This is a genomic window from Pseudomonas sp. NPDC087615, assembly GCF_044743445.1.
In the GTDB taxonomy this organism is placed as follows: Bacteria; Pseudomonadota; Gammaproteobacteria; order Pseudomonadales; family Pseudomonadaceae; genus Aquipseudomonas; species Aquipseudomonas baetica_A.
The window spans coordinates 50550-70623 of record NZ_JBIUWM010000003.1 but is presented as its reverse complement, the minus strand read 5'-3'; the positions used below and the strand labels follow the sequence as shown (position 1 = coordinate 70623).

The following is a 20074-nucleotide window of genomic DNA, read 5'->3' as shown; positions in this document are numbered from 1 at the left end:
GAGGCCTCACGAGCGTTACTGAATATTGGCGGACGCTTTGCGAACCTGATCGACGATCGATGGCGGCAGGGGGATGTAGCCCATCGAGTCGGCGATTTTCTGCCCTTCAGTCAGGCTGTATTCGACCATTTCGCGCATGGCCTTGGCTTTGGCCGGGCTCTCGTTGTGCTTGCGGAAGATCATCCAGGTGTAGGACGTGATCGGGTACGACTTGGCGCCGTCCGGATCCGGCAGCCAGGCCACCAGGCTGTCGGGCATTTTCACCGCTGCCAGGGCCTCTGCACCGCTTTGCGCGTTAGGTACAACGTAATTGCCGGCCTTGTTCTGCAGTTGGGCAAAGTTGACCTTGGCCAACTTGGCGAAACCGTATTCGATGTAGCCGATAGCGCCCGGAGTCTGGCGCACCGTCGCCGTCACACCATCGTTTTTCGGCGATTTGATGAATTTGTCACTGGCCGGCCAGTTGACGGTGTTGCCTTCACCCAAGTCCTTCTGAAACTGCGGGTTGATCGCCGACAAGTGCTTGGTGAATACCGCTGTGGTACCGCTGGAGTCTGCGCGCACGACAACCGTGATCGGCATATCAGGCAGTTTCACGCCCGGGTTTGCTGCAACGATCTGCGGGTCGTTCCACTGGGTGATCTTGCCCAGAAAGATGTTGGAGTAAACATCGCGTGGCAATTTAAGCTCTTTAGGATTGCCCGGCAGGTTAAATGCCAACACGATTTCACCCGCGGTCATCGGCAGCAACTGCGCACCTTCGGCAACCTTGGCGATGTCTTCGTCTTTCATCGCCGAGTCACTGGCGGCGAAATCAACGGTTTTATTCAGGAAGTCCTGCACACCCGCCCCGCTGCCCTTGGATTGGTAATCCACAGTGACACCTTCGGTTTTCTTGCTGAAATCCTTGAACCAGGTGAGGTAGATCGGTGCCGGGAAACTGGCTCCCGAGCCCGTGAGTCGGACGCTTTCCGCTGCGAAGGACATTGAGGTAGCCAAAAGAGATGCGGTAACGGCAAGCGCAGCAGACTTCATCAAACGTATCATCGAGGAAACTCCTTATAAGGGTTCCCGAACACTGCAGCAACTTCGTGAAGCTTTCATGAACGTTGGATTGCAGAATCTCGTCTCGACTTGGAGTGGTCTATGAAACCGGACACTCATTTGAGCGAGCATGCTCGCCAGAGCGAGGTGTCAGATGCCCCAGCAACGTCGTCCGTTTTCTTTTGGAATATCTCAAAATCATCAAAGGACTCTGTGAATTTCAGAAACCACCTGCATCGTCGCGTCTTTGATCGTTCCTTCGTTGCGGCATAGCACCCAGCCGTTATCTGCAATCGCTTGCTCGAACGCCTTGGTACAAGCGATCTGTTCTTCCAGCTTATGGATCACCGTACTGCTCAGTCCACGCCGTCGTGTCGCTGCCCTCGCCCATGAAATATCAGGAGCGGTGACAACCCCGACATGCACGTCTGGCACTCGCACGGCGCGATCAATGTTCAACTGTAGAATCTCTGCAAACGGGACTATCCGCCGAAACGCGGCCTCAGACGGATACCAGCGATCGATCAGGATGATGCTGTCTGGGGGTTGTTTATCCAGCACGTGTCGGGAAATCCAGGCACGGCTATCGGCAAAGCGCTCACAAACCCGCAATTCCAAATCCCGAGAGGGATGCCGGACGAGCTGGTTGACGAGAGCCATTGTTTCACCCCTGTAGGGATCGCTTTTTTTCTCGCAGAGTCGGATCACCTTTTTATTGTCAGCCCTCAGTGCTGTCGCAATGGCTTCCAACAGCGTGGTTTTGCCGGTCCCCTTGGGCCCATCCAGAGAAACAAACAGCGGACGATTCATTCTTCACATAACGATTGATGTACGGTTTTTTTGCCCGACCGTTCGCTGGAACCGCTTGGCGCGACTGCACGAATCGAGTGAGGGGTCTTATGAGCAGACATTGGCGGACACTCTATCCTGTTGGAGGTCAGGTGAATTGAAAAACAACATCATAATGATGGCCATGTCTGATACTTTGTCGAAAGAACTCAGCCACTGCGAGGGATATCATGGGCGAAGGCGCTCCCATTCCGCCGAATGAAATTGAACGGCTAAAAGAGGTCGAAAAATTTTGTCCAACCGACTGCGAAGACGACGATGTCTTCGACAAGATCGTCGCGATGGCCTCTGCGTACTACAACGCACCAATAGCACTGATTTCAATCGTCGATAAACACCAGCAATGGTTCAAGGCACGCGTGGGGCTTGAAGAGACTCAGACACCCAGAGAGACTTCCTTTTGCGCCTACTCTACGCTGGACAACACCCGGCTGGAGGTGTTGGACGCAACACTTGATACCCGTTTCAAGAACAATCCGTTGGTCACGGGGCATCCGCATATTCGTTATTACGCGGGCGCGCCACTCATTACGGAGGATGGTTTTACACTGGGAAGTCTTTGCATCATTGATACCGTTGCACGCTCTCCCATGAGTGATCGTGACGTGACGATGCTCAATGCCTTCGCTGAATTAGTCATGATGCGCATACGTGGCGTGCGATCTCGCAACTTCGTAGATCAACCCACCGGCCTGTTCAATCGAGTGAGGTTTGAGGAAAATATACGTCAAACGATAAAGATCAAAGACACCTGCCAGATTTATGCGATCGACGTCATTTCGCCGAAGTTCCTCAACGATATAGTGAAAGCACTGGGTTATAGTTTTTCAGGAGACCTGATCCTGGCTATCAAGTCCCGACTACAGAAACTGTTACCTCAAGACTGCTTGCTTTATAAAATCAGCCCGACGCGGTTTGGCTTCATTCTCAAGGGTGATCAAACGGCTGAGCCTATTTGCGAAAGCATCCTGCATAACTTCAAAAAACCGGTTGAATGCCACGCCATCCCCATTTTGATGCAGGTGGGGATAGGTGTTCTGCCTATTCTGGAATCGGAAGATCCCCAGCAGGACTGGCTGCGCCTGGTCGTCAGCGCTGCAGATGAAGCCCGTGACCGCCAGTTGGGATGGTCTCTTTATGAGCCGCAATTTGATGCAGCGCAACAACGCGCCTTCAGGTTACTCAGTTCGTTACCTGAAGCGGTCAACGCGGACAAACAGTTCAGCCTCGTGTATCAGCCCAAAATAAATCTATCTTCAGGAAACTGTGATTCAGTCGAAGCATTGCTCCGTTGGACTCATCCGACGCTCGGGAACATCAGCCCAGCTGAATTCATACCTTTGGCTGAGAAGACCGCACTAATACCCTCCATAGGAATATGGGTGCTCAACGCGATTGTGCAACAAGCCGTTGTTTGGAAAGCACAAGGTTTGAGCCTGCGGATAGCGATGAATATAACCGTCAGCGATCTGGAAAGCGCAGAGTTCGTGGACGCGATGATTCATGAAGTTCAACAGCACGATTTGGCCCCTGCCAGCATTGAACTTGAGTTCACCGAAAGTATGCTGATGACAAACCCTGAAGAAGTCATACGGCAACTGGAGCGTGTTCGTCAATTTGGCGTAGAAGTGGCCGTTGACGACTTTGGCTCCGGATACAGTAACTGGGCGTACTTGAAGGAACTTCCAGCCAACACCGTCAAACTTGATCAATCGCTGATCAGCGGGCTGGGTAGCAATCAAAATGATAAAAAACTCGTTAAAACCCTCATAGGGCTGGCGAAGGGACTTGGCTACCGGGTGGTTGCGGAAGGTGTAGAAAACGGAGAAATCCTCGACCTTTTAATGCAGTGGGGATGTTCGGATGCACAAGGCTACTTTATAGCCAAACCTATGAGTGCGAAGGCTTTGGAAGCCTGGATAGGACAAGGAGGCTATGGAGCAGGTACCCGTCCGGCAATCGATGAACGGTGATGGGCGTCGTGAGGGCACGCACGTCCACCCTTCCCTTGAGCGGTTGATTGCTCTGCGTGCGGCGCCTCACTTCGAAATTATGTTTTAACCAGATAGTTACCTATCTATATACTGCCCGCCTCATTTCGACGGGACATTCAACGTGAAGCAGAGTCAACGCCTCTCGGGCGTATCAACATTCATTCTGGTCGGGCTGGGCGTGATCATTGCCCTCCTCGGTCTGGCACTCGCTGTTGGCGGCGTGAAATTGGTCAGTCTGGGAGGTTCCTGGTACTTCCTGGTGGGTGGACTGGTGATGGCGGCCTCCGGTCTGCTGATTGCTCGCTTCAAACCGGCCGGTGCCTGGTTGTTCGCAGCGTTTCTGGTGGGGACAGCGATCTGGGCAGTAAACGATGCCGGCCTGGTGTTCTGGCCAGTGTTCTCGCGCCTGTTCATGTTCAGCGCAGTGGGCCTGGTCGTCACGCTGGTCTATCCAGTATTGAAACGTGCCAATGGCAGCATTCCGGGGCGCGGTGCTTATGCCGTTGCTGGGGTACTGGCGGTCGGTCTGGCCTTGGCCGCCGGCAACATGTTCGTCGCGCACCCGACGGTTGCGGCTACGGGCACCGGCCCGGGCATCACGCCGGTTGATCCACAAAAAGCCCAGAAAGACTGGGCTCACTACGGCAATACTGAAGGCGGCAGCCGCTTTGCTGCACTGGATCAGATCAACCGCAACAACGTCGACAAGTTGCAAGTGGCGTGGACCTATCACACCGCAGACGTCGCCGAAAGCGACGGTAACGGCGCCGAAGACCAGCTCACTCCACTGCAAATCGGCAACAAGGTGTTTATCTGCACCCCGCACAACAATCTGATTGCGCTGGATGCCGACACCGGCAAGGAACTCTGGAAGAACGCCATCAACGCCCAGTCAAAAGTCTGGCAACGTTGCCGTGGCATGGCCTATTTCGACGCGACTGCAGCAGTTGCCAAGTCGGGTAGCTCACCCGTTGCTGTGGGCCAGCCAGCGCCAGTTGCCAACTGCCAGCGCCGCTTGCTGACCAACACCATCGACGCTCGCCTGATCGCGGTGGATGCCGACACCGGCGAGTTCTGCCAGGGTTTTGGCAACAATGGTCAAGTGGATCTCAAGGCCGGTCTGGGCGATGTCCCGGACAGCTACTATCAGTTGTCCTCCGCACCGTTGATGGCAGGCACTACCGTGGTGGTTGGCGGTCGCGTGGCTGACAACGTGCAAGCCGACATGCCGGGCGGCGTGATTCGTGGTTTTGATGTGATCACCGGCGCCATGCGTTGGGCTTTCGACCCGGGCAACCCGCAGGATAAAACGGCGCCGGAAGACGGCAACACCTATGTGCGCAGCACGCCGAACAGTTGGGCGCCAATGTCTTACGACGCGGCGACCAACACGGTCTTCCTGCCCATGGGCAGTTCCTCCACCGACATCTATGGTGTCGAACGCAGCAAGCTGGATCACACCTACGGCGCTTCGATCCTGGCCCTGGACGCCAACAATGGCGAGGAAAAGTGGGTCTTCCAGACGGTCCACAACGACCTCTGGGATTTCGATTTGCCGATGCAGCCGAGCCTGATCGACTTCACCAAGGACGGCAAAACCGTACCGGCGCTGGTCATCGGTACCAAGGCCGGGCAGATCTACGTCCTGGATCGCGCCACTGGCAAGCCGCTGACCAACGTTGAGGAAGTGCCGGTCAAGGCAGCGAACATCCCTAACGAGCCTTACTCGCCTACCCAGCCAAAATCGGTCGGCATGCCGCAGATTGGTGCCCAGCACCTGACCGAGTCGGACATGTGGGGGGCCACGCCTTACGACCAACTGTTGTGCCGTATCGATTTCAAATCGATGCGTTACGACGGTTTGTACACCGCGCCAGGCACCGACAAATCCCTGAGCTTCCCGGGCTCGCTGGGTGGCATGAACTGGGGCAGCATCTCCACTGACCCGGTACATGGTTTCATCTTCGTGAACGACATGCGCCTGGGTCTGTGGATTCAGATGATCCCTTCACAGAACAAGGGGCAGGCCACTTCCGGTGGCGAAGCGCTGAATACCGGCATGGGCGCCGTACCGCTCAAGGGCACGCCTTACGCGGTGAACAAGAACCGCCTCCTGTCGGTCGCCGGCATTCCTTGCCAGGCGCCGCCGTTCGGCACGCTGACAGCCATCGACATGAAGACCCAAAAAATCGCCTGGCAAGTACCCGTGGGTACCGTTGAAGACACCGGACCTTTGGGTATTCGCATGCACTTGCCAATCAAGGTCGGTCTGCCGACGCTCGGCGGCACCCTGTCGACTCAAGGAGGCTTGATCTTTATTGCCGGCACTCAGGACTTCTACCTGCGTGCCTTCAACAGCGCCAACGGTGAGGAAATCTGGAAATCCCGCCTGCCGGTCGGCAGCCAGGGCGGCCCGATGACTTATGTGTCGCCAAAAACCGGCAAACAGTACATCGTCATCACCGCAGGTGGCGCTCGTCAGTCGACCGATCGTGGCGACTACGTAATGGCTTACGCGTTGCCGTAAGGCACTGCACTCACCCGCGCTCTTGCAGAGCCGGGCTGACTGTCACGCGCGGTGCTCAAGGGCACCGCGCTGCATTTCTATATTGATCAAGGCTACAGCAGGAAAATCCAGCGATTGCGGGCTGCTCGTTTCACTTGTTGCGATCTGATCAAAGGCCATATCCGTCTGGCCAATTCGCCTGCCCTCCCCCGCAAAGCTGACACAGGCCGTGCACTTGAACTTAAATGGGCACCCGCACGGCAGACGACGGCGTTAAGGTGGGTTAAATAATTTTAATGTTCGGCTTGATCGCAGATCACTAGGGTATGCCTGCACTGGGTGTCGACATTACGTCGCAATGGCCGAAAACAGATTCCAATGGAGGAAAATATGAGTTGCGCGTTGGTCATAGAGGACGACAAGGTGACGGCGGAAGTCATCATCGCTGAACTCCAACGCCACGGGTTCAGTTCAAAATGGGCCGCTACCGGACGCGACGGACTGGCCTCGGCGATTGCCGGTGGTTTTGACGCCATTACCCTGGATCGTATGCTTCCCGACTTCGATGGACTGACGATTGTCAGCACATTGCGCAGCCTTGGGATTCAGACGCCGGTGCTGATGATCAGCGCACTTTCCGACGTCGATGAGCGCGTTCAGGGTCTGCGAGCGGGCGGCGACGATTATCTGACCAAACCCTTTTCCGCTACCGAGATGGTTGCGCGACTTGACGCATTGCTTCGGCGCACCCATGCCGACGCCAGCCATCCGCAACTCAGTTGTGGAAACCTGCGACTGGACCTGGTCGAGCACAAACTGACTCGAAATGGCGAACCCATCGTGCTGCTGCCCACCGAGTTCAAACTGCTCAACTACCTGATGCGCAGCGCCGGCCAGTTGGTCACCCGCACGATGTTGTTCGAAGAGGTTTGGGGGTATCGATTCGACCCGGGCACCAACATTATCGATGTGCACATTGGTCGGCTGCGCAAAAAGCTTGAAGGCGATGAAGGGACGCCCGTCATTCATACGATACGCGGTGCGGGTTATGTCCTTGCTGCCAAAAACTGAGGAATGGCGCTCGTCAGGTAGTCGTTTGATCGGGTTCTATGCCCTGTTTTTCGTGGCCTGGGGTGCGCTCTTTACCGGCGTGTTGTACTGGGAAATCTCCCACTACCTGGGAACCGTTGCAGAGCGAACATTACTGCAGCGCGCCCACTACTATCAAAAGATCGATGACGAAAAACTGGTGAATGAACTGGCGGCCAGTGAAGCCTTTTCAACCCCCGGAATCGATGCCTACGGATTGTTCACCGCCGATGGGCAGCACGTTGCCGGAGACCTGCTCAAACTGCGTTCCAGTCTGCCCGATGATGGCAAGGTTCATTATCTGGAACGTGGGCTGAGCATTGCGCTACCCAATAAAGAAACCCGCAGCAGTTATGCCCTGTTAGCACGACGCCCCGACGGGCACATGCTTATCCTGGCGCGTGACGGTGGTTCGATTTCTGCCGTGGGCGGGATTATCGAACAGGCCTTGATGTGGGGTTTTTCGTTGACGCTGATTCCCGGATTAATCGGCTGGCGCTTATTGCGGCGCCGGCCATTGCGGCGTGTCAAACGCCTTCAGTTGTGTACGGAAAGTATCGTTTCAGGCAACTTGGCAGAGCGCTTACCCCTCTCCGCTCGCCGTGATGAACTGGACATGCTGGCCAATGCCGTCAATACAATGCTCGACCATATCGAGCAATTGATGCATGAAGTCAAAAGTGTCTGCGACGGGGTTGCCCATGATTTGCGCACGCCACTGACACGTCTGCGCGCCAGGCTTTATCAGCTCCAGCAACTGCCACTCGATCTTGATCACCAGCAGACATTGAACCAGGCCCTTGAAGAGAGTGAATCGATCATGGTGCGCTTTCAGGGGTTGCTTCGGGTCGCCGAACTCGACGATATCCGCCGACGCTCGGCATTTGCGCCGTTTCCGATCATGGCGCTGTTGCAACAGGCACATGAGTTTTATGAGCCTATGGCGCTGGACCGTTCGCAGACACTGTCCCTGCAGATCACCAGTGACTTGCCCAAATTGTATGGGGACTCATCGCTGCTGTTTGAGGCGCTGGTCAACTTGCTGGATAACGCCATCAAGTTTACGCCGCAGGGCGGGCATATCACGTTGCGCGGCAGCATCGAGGATTCAACGGTTGTCATTGAAGTGGCCGACGACGGGGCCGGGATACCCCAGGCGGACCGTTCGCACGTCATTCGCAGGCTCTATCGAGGGGAGGCAAGCAGAATGCAGCCCGGACATGGCCTCGGTTTATCGTTGGTCGCGGCCATCGTCAAATTGCACGGCTATTCGCTGGATATTCAGCCTGCTGCGATGGGGCGTGGCACCCGCGTACTGATTCATTGCCCGATGGCCCCCGCCTGAATGTCAGGCTATCCGCACCGGAACATTAAATTAAACTTAACCCGGCTTAATTTGAGCGCCCCATGCTCGGGGGCTAGCGTGGCGGCACTTTCTGCTGACCCAAGGCTTCTTGCTTGTGAAATGCCTGTTGTTCCGATGTGTGTTCACCCTGCTCTGCGCAACATCGCTTGTTGTGTTGGCCCACCCTGCTCTGGCTGACAACAACACCCGAGGCGCCATGATCCCTGCTGCACCGAAGCTCGGTGCCAAAGCCTGGATACTCATCGACGGAGCAACGGGTGCCGTTATCACCAGTCACAACAGCGATATGCGCCTGCCGCCGGCCAGCCTGACCAAAATGATGACAGCATTTGTCACCACGCGCGAAATCAAGGCCGGGCGTATCAAAGCGGATGGCATGGTCACTGTCAGCGAAAATGCCTGGCGTACCGGCGGTTCGCGCATGTTTCTTGACCCAGGCAGTTCCGTTTCGGTTCACGATTTGCTCAGCGGCGTGATCATCGATTCGGGTAACGACGCCAGCGTGGCGCTCGCCGAACATGTCGCCGGAAGCGAAGGCGTTTTCGTCGGCATGATGAACTCAACGGCTACGGCCTTGGGGATGCGCAACACACACTTCATGAACTCCACCGGCCTGCCTCAGCCAGACCATTACTCATCGGCCCGGGACATGGCGATATTGGCGCGGGCGATCATCAACGAAGGGGCTGACACCTATGCTCTGTACGCCAAAAAACATTTCACCTGGAATGGCATCCGGCAAGCCAACCGCAACCTTCTATTGTGGCGAGACGACAGCTTCGACGGACTGAAGACTGGCCATACCGAAGCGGCTGGCTATTGCATGGTGGCCTCGTCGCGTCGAGACGGGCGGCGTTTGATCAGCGTGATCTTTGGCGCAACCAGCACGCAGAAACGAACGGCAGAAACTGAAAAACTCATGGGTTACGCCTTTCGTTTCTATGACACCCAAACCTACAAAAAAGCCGGGGAAGTACTCAAAACGGCTGCGCTCTGGAAAGGCGAGAAACGATCGATCGCTCTGGGCTTACTCGACGACATGACCCTCACCCTGCCCAAGAACAGACATCGAAAAATAGAGACACGCATCGAGATTGATGGGGCGCTACAAGCGCCTATCGCCCTGGGCACCGTCGTCGGGAAACTGGAGCTGTACGATGCCGGGCAACTACTGGGGAGTCGTCCGTTGATCGCACTTGAGGACGCTGAAGCAGGCAGTTGGTGGAAACGCTGGTGGGATACGACGCACCTGTTCTTTACCCAGATGATTCGCGGCTGGTTCGATGACACTCAAACGGCCTGAGGGGCGCGGATTCCAGCGGACCGTACGGCCCGTGACGTGGGTGTTCTGTCGTTTGGATGAAGGATTGGTGTTAAATAGGCGCCAGTCTTAACCTTGTCGCGTAAAGCCGTGCAGCGAGAACCGATATGAATGCCCCTTCCAAGATAAATGACGCTCAACTGCAAATGGCGGTGACCGCATGATCGAAGTCACCGAAGTTTCCATTGCCCAACTGCGTGCTGCGCTGGAATCCGGCCAGACCACATCGGTTGAACTGGTGCAGGCCTATCTCGCCCGCATCGATGCCTACGACGGCGCCGACACCCCGACAGCGCTGAACGCCGTTGTCGTGCGCAATCGCGAAGCCCTCAACGAAGCGCAGGCCAGCGACGCCCGCCGCGCCAAGGGCGAAACGCTGAGCCCGCTCGACGGTATTCCTTACACCGCCAAGGACAGTTATCTGGTCAAAGGCCTGACTGCAGCGTCTGGCAGCCCGGCGTTTGCCGATCTGGTCGCTTATCGCGATGCGTTCACCATTGAGCGCCTGCGCGGTGCCGGAGCGATTTGCCTGGGCAAGACCAACATGCCGCCGATGGCCAATGGCGGGATGCAACGTGGTGTCTACGGCCGTGCCGAAAGCCCTTATAACGCTGACTACCTGACTGCGCCGTTCGCCTCGGGTTCGTCCAATGGTGCCGGCACCGCCACGGCCGCGAGTTTCGCCGCGTTCGGTCTGGCCGAAGAAACCTGGTCGAGCGGTCGCGGCCCAGCGTCGAACAATGGCTTGTGTGCCTATACGCCGTCGCGCGGAGTGATCTCGGTGCGCGGCAATTGGCCGTTGACCCCGACCATGGACGTCGTTGTGCCGTACGCCCGCACCATGGCTGATCTGCTGGAAGTGCTCGACATCATCGTCGCCGAAGACCCCGACACCCGTGGCGATCTGTGGCGCCTGCAACCGTGGGTGCCGATCCCGAGCGTCAGTTCCGTGCGCCCCGCCGCTTACGCCGAACTGGCTGCCGACAGCGCCGCGCTGGCCGGCAAGCGTTTCGCCGTACCGCGTATGTTCATCAACGCCGACCCTGATGCAGGCACCAGCGAAGCGCCGGGCATCGGTGGCCCGACCGGCCAGCGCATCAACACCCGTGCTTCAGTGATCGACCTGTGGAAACAGGCGCGGCAGGCCCTCGAAGCGGCCGGTGCCGAAGTCATCGAAACCGATTTCCCGCTGGTTTCCAACTGCGAAGGTGACCGTCCCGGTGCGCCGACCGTGTTCACCCGTGGTCTGGTGTCGAAAGAGTTTCTTCATCATGAACTGTGGGATCTGAGCGCCTGGGCGTTCGACGATTTTCTGCAAGCCAACGGCGACCCGAAACTCAATCGTCTGGTCGACGTTGATGGGCCGAAAATCTTCCCTCACGACCCGGGCACCCTGCCCAACCGTGAGGGCGACCTGGCCGCTGGCATGGACGAATACGTGCGCATGGCCGAACGCGGCATCACATCGTGGAACGAAATCCCGACCGTGCCCGATGGCCTGCGCGGCCTCGAACAGACCCGGCGCATCGACCTTGAAGACTGGATGGATAAACTGGGCCTCGACGCCGTGTTGTTTCCGACCGTTGCTGACGTCGGTCCGGCGGACTCGGACATCAATCCAGAATCGGCCGACATCGCCTGGAGCAATGGCGTCTGGGTCGCCAACGGCAACCTCGCGATCCGTCACCTGGGCGTGCCGACAGTCACCGTGCCCATGGGCGTGATGGCGGATATCGGCATGCCGGTCGGGCTGACCTTCGCCGGCCGTGCCTACGACGATTCGAGCCTGCTGCATCTCGCGGCTGCGTTTGAGTCGACAGGCAGCAAACGGATGATCCCGCCACGCACGCCACCGTTGTCGTAACGCGATCGAAACTGTGGGAGCGGGCTTGTTCGCTCCCACAGTGGATTGGCGCGCTGGCAACTTTCATCAACACAGCACATTGACTCAATCCCCCCGCTAATATTCCCTTGATCATCAGTGCCACATTCTTTAATGCGGGCCACCGATCATGATCAATCCCACATGCTCGCGTCTTACCTTGTTATTGCTGCTGTGCGGGCTGACCGAAACGGCTGTCGCGAGCGGTTTTATCGACGATGCCAAATCCGAAGTGCTCAGCCGCAACGTCTACCTGAGCAACGACTACCGCTCACCCTCGCCCACCGGAAAAAATTACAAACAGGAATGGGCACAAGGGTTTATCGGCACCTTCTCATCCGGTTTCACAGCCGGGACCGTCGGGTTTGGTATCGATGCGCATGCCTTTACCGGCCTGAAACTGGACGGTGGTAAAGGCCATTCCGGTACTGGGTTGTTGCCGGTCGATAGCGACGGCCGCAGCGAAAGCAACTATTCCAGCGCCGGCGCCGCCCTCAAGTTGAAAGCCTCACGCACCACGCTCGCATTCGGCGAAATGACCGTGCAAACCCCAGTGTTCGATACCTCCGACAAACGTCTGCAACCGGAATACGCCACGGGTTTTCTGCTCAACAGCCGGGAAATCGACAACGTTAACTTCCAGGCCGGGCATTTCACGGCGTTCAAGAATCAGGACAGTTCTTCCGGCAAGGGCGATTTTTACGGCTACGGCGCCAACACCGAGGCTGGCGGGATCAGCTTTCTCGGCGCCGACCTTTTCAGCGACAGTCCTGTCGGAGGCGCGCTGTACGCGTCTGAACTGACGGACACCTGGCATCAGTACTACGCCAACCTGCACTTCAAGCAATCAGGCGTGCTGCTCGACGCCAATCTTTATCACACCCGCGACACAGGCCGGGCACTGGCCGGGGCAATCGACAACACGGCGTTCAGCTTGTCGGGCAAATACGCCTTGGGCCCACACGCAGTGATGCTCGGCTGGCAACAGATCAATGGCAATACACCCTTCGATTTCGTCGGCGGCGACTCGATCTACCTCGCCAACTCAATCAAATACGCCGATTTCAATGGTGCCGGCGAACGTTCCTGGCAAGCGCGCTACGACCTCGACCTCGGCGCCTTCGGGATTCCAGGCCTGAAGTTCATGACGCGCTACGTGACCGGCAGCCACATCGACGGCACCCGTGCGCCCAAGGGCGGCGCGTATAACCCGTTCGATGCCGACAGCGGTGAATACCAGCCGCAGCAAGGTGACGGGGGCAAGCATTGGGAGCGCGATATTGATCTGAAGTACATCGTCCAGTCGGGCGCCGCGAAGGATTTGTCGGTGCAGGTATCGCATGTTTCGCACCGGGCCAATGAGGCCCAGGCCGGGGATGATATTGATCGGATTTATGTGGTGATCCAGTACCCGCTCGGCTACTGACACAACACGACCATCCTGCCTGAAATGCAATCAACCTGCGGGAGCCAGCCTGCCAGCGATTTGGCCAGCACCGCCAACTCTTTCATTGACTGAGCCACCGTTATCGGCAGCAGACTGGCACCCACGAGTTTGAGTCATGGGTCTGTGCACGCAGCACGGCCATCACCGCCAGCCAAATGCCACTACCTCCCTTATCCTGCGCACCCGCAAAAAACGCCAAGCCAGGAAGGCATTGATTGACCTCCCTGTCTGCCGTCATTCAATTCGCAGATTCAGGGATGTGCATGTTCCAGTTATTCAAACTCGGCTGGGCTCGGCACCGTTTTCACCTCCGCCGAGGCACGAGAGAAATTCAATCTGCCGATGAGCCTTGAACCCGGCAAGGCCTATTACATCGGTGAATTTCGCTCGTTCTGCCTGACTGCCGGGTTCTGCGCGTTCCGCTGGAGCGACCAGAACGCTCGCGACGCAGTGGTCGCTCAGCGTAAGGCATCGCGATCGTCAGAGTGCTGCCTGATCGGATGGAAGCGCAGCGCAATCTCTGGCAACGTCTCGGATGTCGCAGGCTGCGATCTTTTGCTTTTGGCAAACTGGCGGAAGGCAGCCGGAGTCGAACCTGCCCGGGAACGGATGCCGTCCCCAACCGGGTTTGAAGCCCGGCCGCGCCACCGGGCGCGATTGCCTTCCTTGAACTCACTGTGCGTCGGCGTGGGCCAGCGCGTTGTCGGGGCGGATCTGGCGGGATTCGCCGAGGCGTCGGGTCAGGCCGACGCGGTCGAAATATTCGAGGTACTGAATACAGCGTTTGCGTCCCAAGCCTAGCGCATCGCGGAAGCTTGTCACCTGGATCTGCGGATTTTCCTTGGCGAGTTTGAGTAGCACGTCGACCATTTGGCGCAGTTTCACGTCACTCAAAAACAGGTCGCGCACGACTTGATGCATCAGCCCGAGCCGCGCCAGTTTGCGCAGCAGCAGGCGTACCACGGCGTCGTCCTGCCCCAGCGCTTTCGCCACGTCACGCACCCACGGCGGATCGAAACCGGCCTGTTCGAACAACGGCTGCAACCCTAGCCAGTGCCTTTCGTCATCGGCATTCAAGCGCACCTGATGATCCGGCAGGTGCAGCCATGGCCCGCTCGCCTGAATCGAGCCGGCGGTCAGCAACTCATCCAGCAAACTGACAAACGTCGAACGCTCCAGCGCCAGACCACTGAAGCGCCGCAAGCGATCGCGATCGGGGCCCATCTGATCGGGTTCCAGCTCATGGAACTGCGCGAGTTGTTCCAGCAGGGTGAATTCCAGTTGCGCCCAGCGCTGCACGTTGAACAGTACCGAGCCTTGGCGGGTGTCGATCAGGCGTACGTTTTCTGCTAATGCCCAGGTTGAGCGCGGGCGATTGAATTGGCGCTCCAGCCGCAGCGGGTCGAGGCCGCCAGCGCTGTAGTTGAGCAGCACAGGCAAGACCTGTTCGAACTCGTCCCACGAGACCAAGGCGCGCAGTTGCGCCAGACGTTCGGGGCTACGACGTTGTCGCGCCGGGGCGAACGGGTCGAGGACCTGGCCGCCACCGAGGGTACGTTGCGCGCTCTGGTCACGCAGAATCAGTCGATCACCTTTCACCGCGTGCACCGGCGCATTGATCAGCAGTTGCGCGAACATGCGCTCACCGGGACTCAAGCGTGGGCCTTCGAGCAAGGCCACCCGGGCGATGACATCCTGCGTGCCGAGGTGCACGTGCACCGGGTGAAAGTGTTCGAAAGTGCGTTCCCCGGGCAGCAGTTGAAAGTCGATGTCGAGCCGTTGCGTCGGCGCGTGCAGCCATTCGCTCAGCAGCCACTGGCCGCGATGGATCTGCGCCAGTTCGAGGCGTTCGCCGGTGAGGTTCAACGCCACTCGCTGGCCGGCAAAGGCCTGTTCGGCAGGTTGATTCTGCGCATGCAGGCCGCGCACTCGCACCGATTTGCCCAAAGGCCCGAGGCTGAGTTTGTCGCCGACAGCCACCGCGCCCGACAATGCCGTCCCGGTCACCACAATCCCCGCACCCGCCACGCTGAAGGCGCGGTCGATGGCCAAGCGAAAACCACCCTCACGGCTGCGTTCATGCACTTCGCTCTGCGTCTGCAGCAAAACCTCGCGCAATCCATCAATGCCCTGCCCACTCTGACTCGACACGGTCAGGATCGGCGCCTCGGCAAACGGCCCCGGGGCGAGCAGATCCAGCACCTGCCGCTGAACCTCCTCCACCCTGCCCGCTTCGACCCGGTCGCATTTGGTGATCGCTACCAGCGCGCGCGGGATGCCGAGCAATTCGACTATCGCCAGATGCTCGCGGGTCTGCGGCATCACGCCGTCGTCCGCCGCGACCACCAACAACACCAGATCGATACCTTGGGCGCCGGCGAGCATGTTGTGGGTGAATTTCTCATGGCCGGGCACATCGATAAACCCGGTCAGCCCCGCGCCGGGTTCGAGTTCGGCGTAGAGATAGCCCAGGTCGATGGTCATCCCGCGTTCGCGTTCCTGCGGGCGGCGGTCGCCGGTTTGCCCGGTCAGCGCTTGCAGCAGCGAGGTCTTGCCGTGGTCGATGTGCCCCGCCGTGCCGACGATCACGGGTCGACCTGCAGGTGCGGCAATTGCGTAAGCCACGCCGGTTCGTCGTCGAGTTGCCGTAGATCCAGCCACAGCGCGTCGTCGTCGATGCGACCGAGCACCGGGATCGGCAACGCGCGCAGCGCCGCTTCCAGATTCAACAGGCAACGCCCGCGCAAACGCTTCGACACTTGCGGGCGACAACACAGCGCCGCGCTCGGCAAACGCGCCACCGGTTGGCTGCCGCTGCCGATCATGCCCAAGGCCTGCACGGCGCTGACCTGCCACGGTTCGCCCAAGACCTCAGCCATCATCGGTTGCAAACGTTCAGCCTGAGCGAAAATCTCCGCTTGCGGCCGAGTCAGCAGGCGCAAACTCGGCAGGCGTTCGGGCAATCGATCCGGATCGCGATACAAACCCAGCACCGCTTCCAGCGCCGCCAAGGTCAATTTGTCCACCCGCAATGCGCGTTTGAGCGGGTTCTTCTTGATCTTCGCGATCAGTTCTTTGCGCCCAACGATCAACCCGGCCTGCGGGCCGCCAAGCAATTTGTCGCCGCTGAAGGTGACAATATCCGCGCCGTCCAGCAGCGCCTGGCGCACCGTCGGTTCGGCCGGCAAGCCCCACCGCGTCAGGTTCAGCAGACTGCCGCTGCCCAGATCCTCCAGCAGCGGCAAACCATGCCGATGGGCCAACTCAGCCAATTCAGCGGTCGGTACGCGCGCGGTAAATCCTTCGATGCTGTAATTGCTCGCGTGCACACGCATGATCAAACCGCTGCGCGGGTTGATCGCCGCTTCATAGTCGCGGGCATGGGTGCGATTGGTCGTGCCGACTTCGTGCAGACGCACGCCGGCGCGGGCCATGATGTCGGGGATGCGGAAGGCGCCGCCGATTTCGATCAGCTCGCCACGGGAAATGATGCCTTCCTTGCGCGCGCCGAGGCTGTTGAGGGTCAGCAGCACCGCAGCGGCATTGTTGTTGACCACGGTGACGGCTTCGGCACCGGTCAGTTCGCGGATCAGGCCTTCGATCAGATCGTCACGGTCGCCGCGTTTGCCGCTGGCCAGATCGAATTCCAGATTGAGCGGGTATCGCGCGGCCATTTGTACGGCGTCAATGGCTTCCTCCGGCAACAGCGCCCGCCCCAGATTGGTGTGCAACACCGTGCCGGTGAGGTTGAACACCCGTCGAACCTGGCTGCGCTGTTGCTGGGCCAAGCGTTCACCCACGCGACCGGCAAGCACTTCGGGGCTGATTTCAATCGCAGACAACTGCCCGTTCAGCACGCTCGAACGCAGCTCATCGAGCAACTGCCGCAAACAGGTCAACAACGCCTCACGCCCATAACGTTGGGCCAGCGGCAGGCACGCCGGGTGACGCAACACACCATCAACGGAAGGTAAACGCAGGGCACCGCTGGCAGGCATCAGCCACTCCCGAAAACAAAAGACTGTTCGGCGAGTGTAGACGCTGTGGTCATTCGTCTCCTGGCGCCAACAACAGATTGGGTGCCAAACGCTGAAAGCCATCCTGGGCCAGACGCATGTCGAGCAACAGGCTGGCGAGATCCCCCGACAACGCTTCGGCGTCGGCATCGTTCTCCAGATAAAGCAGTTTCAGATAGGTGTTGCAGCTGGGGCAGACTTCGGCGCGCAACGGTGCTTGATTGGCGGCGTGGCGATCGTCCTCAAGGCTCAGGTAGTCGAGGCCTTTGCTTTGCTCGCAGTACACACACTTGACCCGCACCACATGCCATTCGCAGGCGCACAGGGAACACGCCAGATAGCGTAAACCGTTGTGCTTGCCGCGATGGCGGATGACACCGGCCATTGCCGGCGACCCGCAGGCCGGGCATTGGCTGAGGCTGTCGCCAGGTTTGAGTTTCAGGCTCGGCGCACTGAGTAACCAGTGACTCCACGCCACCTGCAACGCCGCGCCGAGAAACGGCACCAGTTGCGCCGGCACCATCGAATACTGGCCACTGATCAAGGCAACGGCCCAACTGCGCAACTGGCCAGGGTTGGCAGCGCGCAACGTGTTGACGGCATCGACCACAGCGAGTTGTGACGGCACATAACGTTGCAGCAAGGCCTCGAGAAAACTGTGCCAAGCGTCTTCGCGGATCAACGTGTCGGCAGCGAACGGCGGCAAACCGTGTTGCTGACACGCTTCTATGCGCTGCGCATCGAATGGCGCCGCCAGTGGCGGATCGTCCATGACTTGTTGCTGTACCTGGCACAACCCGGCGATCAGGCGCAGATAATCGGCCAATGGATGCCCCTCGGCCAGTTGCTCCAGACGTTGGGCGCGCAGGGAAAACAGGTTATGCGGTGGCAAGTACAGAAACGGCGGCGAACTGGCCGCCGCTTCGATTTCTCCGGGTTCGAGAATGGTTGGCAAAAGTCAGCCCTTTTTCGTGGCCGGTCGTTCCGGCGTCTCTTTATGAAGATCATCGCGGGTGATGTCGCGATACCAGAGCTCATGGTGTTTCTTCGCCCAGGCGCGGCTGACCCAGCCATGCATCATCGCGTCGATCGAGCCCTTGATCCACAGCCCGGCGTAGATGTGAATGATGATGCTCAGGATCAACACAAACCCGGCCAGCGCATGCAACAGCATCGCCCAGCGGATCACGGTGATGCCGAAAAATGCGCTGAAATACGCGCGCCAGATCACCAGCCCGGTGAACAACAGCCCCAGCATGCACAGCAGTAAAGTCCAGAACAGCAGCTTCTGCCCGGCGTTGTACTTGCCCACCGGCGGCACGCTTTGCTCGTCGTTGACCAGCACCCGATCAATACGACGCAGCCACTTCCCGTCATTGGAGATAAAGACGTTCGCGCGCCAGAAACGAAACACCAGCCCAAGGAACAACAGAAACATCAGCACGCCCATGAACGGGTGCAGAATCCGCGTCCACGGCCCGCCGCCGAACAGGTTGCTCAGCCAGAACATCGAGGGATGAAACAGCGCCAGCCCGGACAGCCCGGCCATGAAGAACAGGATCGCCACCAACCAGTGATTGGTGCGCTGGTTGGCGGTGTAACGCAGGATCGTCTTGTTGCTCATGGCCGGTCCTCCCCGCGTGGATCGAAGGTGTGTACCGCAGGATCAACGACATGCACCGAAGCATCGGGAGGTGCCGAATGCTCGTCTTCTTCGACGCGGTTCGGCCCGATTCGCACATAGTGGAAGAACCCCGCCAGCACCGCCGCGCCCATGGCCAGCAAGCCAAGGGGTTTGCTGATGCCTTTCCACAGGCCCACCAAGGGACTGATGGCCGGGTTTTCCGGCAGCCCCGCATAGATTTTCGGCGTGTCGGCATGGTGCAGCACGTACATGACGTGGGTGCCACCAACCCCTAACGGGTCATACAGGCCAGCGTTTTCAAAGCCACGACTCTTGAGATCGACGATGCGCTCGGCGGCGTGCTCTTTCATGTCTTCCTTGGTGCCGAAAACGATAGCGCCGGTCGGGCAGGTTTTCACGCAGGCCGGCTCCAGCCCGACCGCGACCCGATCCGAGCACAAGGTGCATTTGTAAGCCTTGTGATCTTTCTGCGAGATTCGCGGAACGTCGAACGGGCAACCAGTGATGCAATAACCACAACCGATGCAGTGATCCTGATCGAAATCGACGATGCCGTTGGCGTGCTTGATGATCGCACCTGGGCTGGGGCACGCCGCCAGGCAACCGGGCTCGGCGCAGTGCATGCAGCCGTCCTTGCGGATCAGCCATTCGAGGTTGCCGGCGTCGGTTTCGTGCTCGGTGAAACGCATCAATGTCCAGGTTTCTGCGCTCAAGTCCTGCGGATTGTCGTAGGTACCGTAGTTGTGGCCAATATCGTCGCGCAGCTCGTTCCATTCCGAGCACGCGACCTGACAGGCCTTGCAGCCGATGCATTTGGTGGTGTCGATCAGCTTCGCCACCTCCTGCTGATTCCTCACCGACGGCGGCTGTGTGGTCGTGGCCGAGCGGGCAATGATGTCTTGGCTGGCCATTTAT

General features: G+C 58.7%; 14 protein-coding genes and 1 tRNA gene. 7 read left to right on the top strand and 8 right to left on the bottom strand.

The features are described 5' to 3' along the window. Positions 1 to 15 precede the first annotated feature (15 nt). Both pstS and ACIOU6_RS02950 read right to left on the bottom strand, forming a co-directional pair. Complete coding sequence (pstS, locus tag ACIOU6_RS02955; protein ID WP_221731770.1) at positions 16 to 1047, bottom strand: phosphate ABC transporter substrate-binding protein PstS; 1032 nt, start codon at positions 1045 to 1047, stop codon at positions 16 to 18. A gap of 198 nt (positions 1048 to 1245) precedes the next feature. After that, the gene (locus ACIOU6_RS02950; protein WP_401133678.1) at positions 1246 to 1854 is read right to left on the bottom strand and encodes a dTMP kinase; all 609 of its coding nucleotides are present in this window, start codon (positions 1852 to 1854) and stop codon (positions 1246 to 1248) included. Positions 1855 to 2063: 209 nt separating this feature from the next. On the opposite strand from ACIOU6_RS02950, the gene ACIOU6_RS02945 reads away from it, so the two are divergent. The 7 genes from ACIOU6_RS02945 to ACIOU6_RS02915 all read left to right on the top strand — a co-directional run bounded on the left by ACIOU6_RS02945 (position 2064) and on the right by ACIOU6_RS02915 (position 13477). Then, positions 2064 to 3866 (top strand): EAL domain-containing protein, encoded by a 1803-nt coding sequence (locus tag ACIOU6_RS02945; RefSeq protein WP_401133676.1) that lies wholly within the window; start codon positions 2064 to 2066, stop codon positions 3864 to 3866. Between the two features lie 142 nt (positions 3867 to 4008). Next, on the top strand, positions 4009 to 6414 hold the full coding sequence (locus ACIOU6_RS02940) for a glucose/quinate/shikimate family membrane-bound PQQ-dependent dehydrogenase (protein WP_401133673.1): 2406 nt from the start codon (positions 4009 to 4011) through the stop codon (positions 6412 to 6414). Positions 6415 to 6783: 369 nt separating this feature from the next. Beyond that, positions 6784 to 7464: a response regulator transcription factor gene (locus tag ACIOU6_RS02935; protein WP_221731774.1), complete on the top strand. Its 681-nt coding sequence runs from the start codon at positions 6784 to 6786 to the stop codon at positions 7462 to 7464. Beyond that, on the top strand, positions 7442 to 8827 hold the full coding sequence (locus tag ACIOU6_RS02930; RefSeq protein ID WP_401133670.1) for a sensor histidine kinase: 1386 nt from the start codon (positions 7442 to 7444) through the stop codon (positions 8825 to 8827). Before ACIOU6_RS02935 ends, ACIOU6_RS02930 begins: the two co-directional genes overlap by 23 nt. Before the next feature lie 217 nt (positions 8828 to 9044). Next, positions 9045 to 10151, top strand: coding sequence for a D-alanyl-D-alanine carboxypeptidase family protein (locus ACIOU6_RS02925; protein WP_401133667.1), 1107 nt, complete (start codon positions 9045 to 9047; stop codon positions 10149 to 10151). A gap of 178 nt (positions 10152 to 10329) precedes the next feature. After that, the gene (locus ACIOU6_RS02920; protein WP_401133664.1) at positions 10330 to 12033 is read left to right on the top strand and encodes an amidase; all 1704 of its coding nucleotides are present in this window, start codon (positions 10330 to 10332) and stop codon (positions 12031 to 12033) included. Between the two features lie 148 nt (positions 12034 to 12181). Continuing rightward, complete coding sequence (locus ACIOU6_RS02915) at positions 12182 to 13477, top strand: OprD family porin (protein ID WP_401133661.1); 1296 nt, start codon at positions 12182 to 12184, stop codon at positions 13475 to 13477. Between the two features lie 591 nt (positions 13478 to 14068). Here ACIOU6_RS02915 and ACIOU6_RS02910 read toward each other — a convergent pair. The 6 genes from ACIOU6_RS02910 to fdxH all read right to left on the bottom strand — a co-directional run bounded on the left by ACIOU6_RS02910 (position 14069) and on the right by fdxH (position 20070). After that, a tRNA-Sec gene (locus tag ACIOU6_RS02910) sits at positions 14069 to 14164 on the bottom strand. Between the two features lie 6 nt (positions 14165 to 14170). After that, positions 14171 to 16087 (bottom strand): selenocysteine-specific translation elongation factor, encoded by a 1917-nt coding sequence (gene selB, locus ACIOU6_RS02905; protein WP_401133861.1) that lies wholly within the window; start codon positions 16085 to 16087, stop codon positions 14171 to 14173. Continuing rightward, positions 16084 to 17496: an L-seryl-tRNA(Sec) selenium transferase gene (gene selA, locus ACIOU6_RS02900; protein WP_401133658.1), complete on the bottom strand. Its 1413-nt coding sequence runs from the start codon at positions 17494 to 17496 to the stop codon at positions 16084 to 16086. Before selA ends, selB begins: the two co-directional genes overlap by 4 nt. A 49-nt stretch (positions 17497 to 17545) precedes the next feature. Beyond that, entirely contained in the window at positions 17546 to 18469 is a 924-nt protein-coding gene (fdhE, locus tag ACIOU6_RS02895; RefSeq protein WP_401133656.1) for a formate dehydrogenase accessory protein FdhE, read from the bottom strand. A 3-nt stretch (positions 18470 to 18472) separates the two neighbouring features. Further along, entirely contained in the window at positions 18473 to 19138 is a 666-nt protein-coding gene (locus ACIOU6_RS02890) for a formate dehydrogenase subunit gamma (protein WP_221731781.1), read from the bottom strand. Next, positions 19135 to 20070, bottom strand: a complete 936-nt coding sequence (gene fdxH / locus ACIOU6_RS02885; RefSeq protein WP_401133653.1) for a formate dehydrogenase subunit beta — start codon at positions 20068 to 20070, stop codon at positions 19135 to 19137. The genes ACIOU6_RS02890 and fdxH overlap by 4 nt, the downstream gene beginning before the upstream one ends. Positions 20071 to 20074 lie beyond the last annotated feature (4 nt).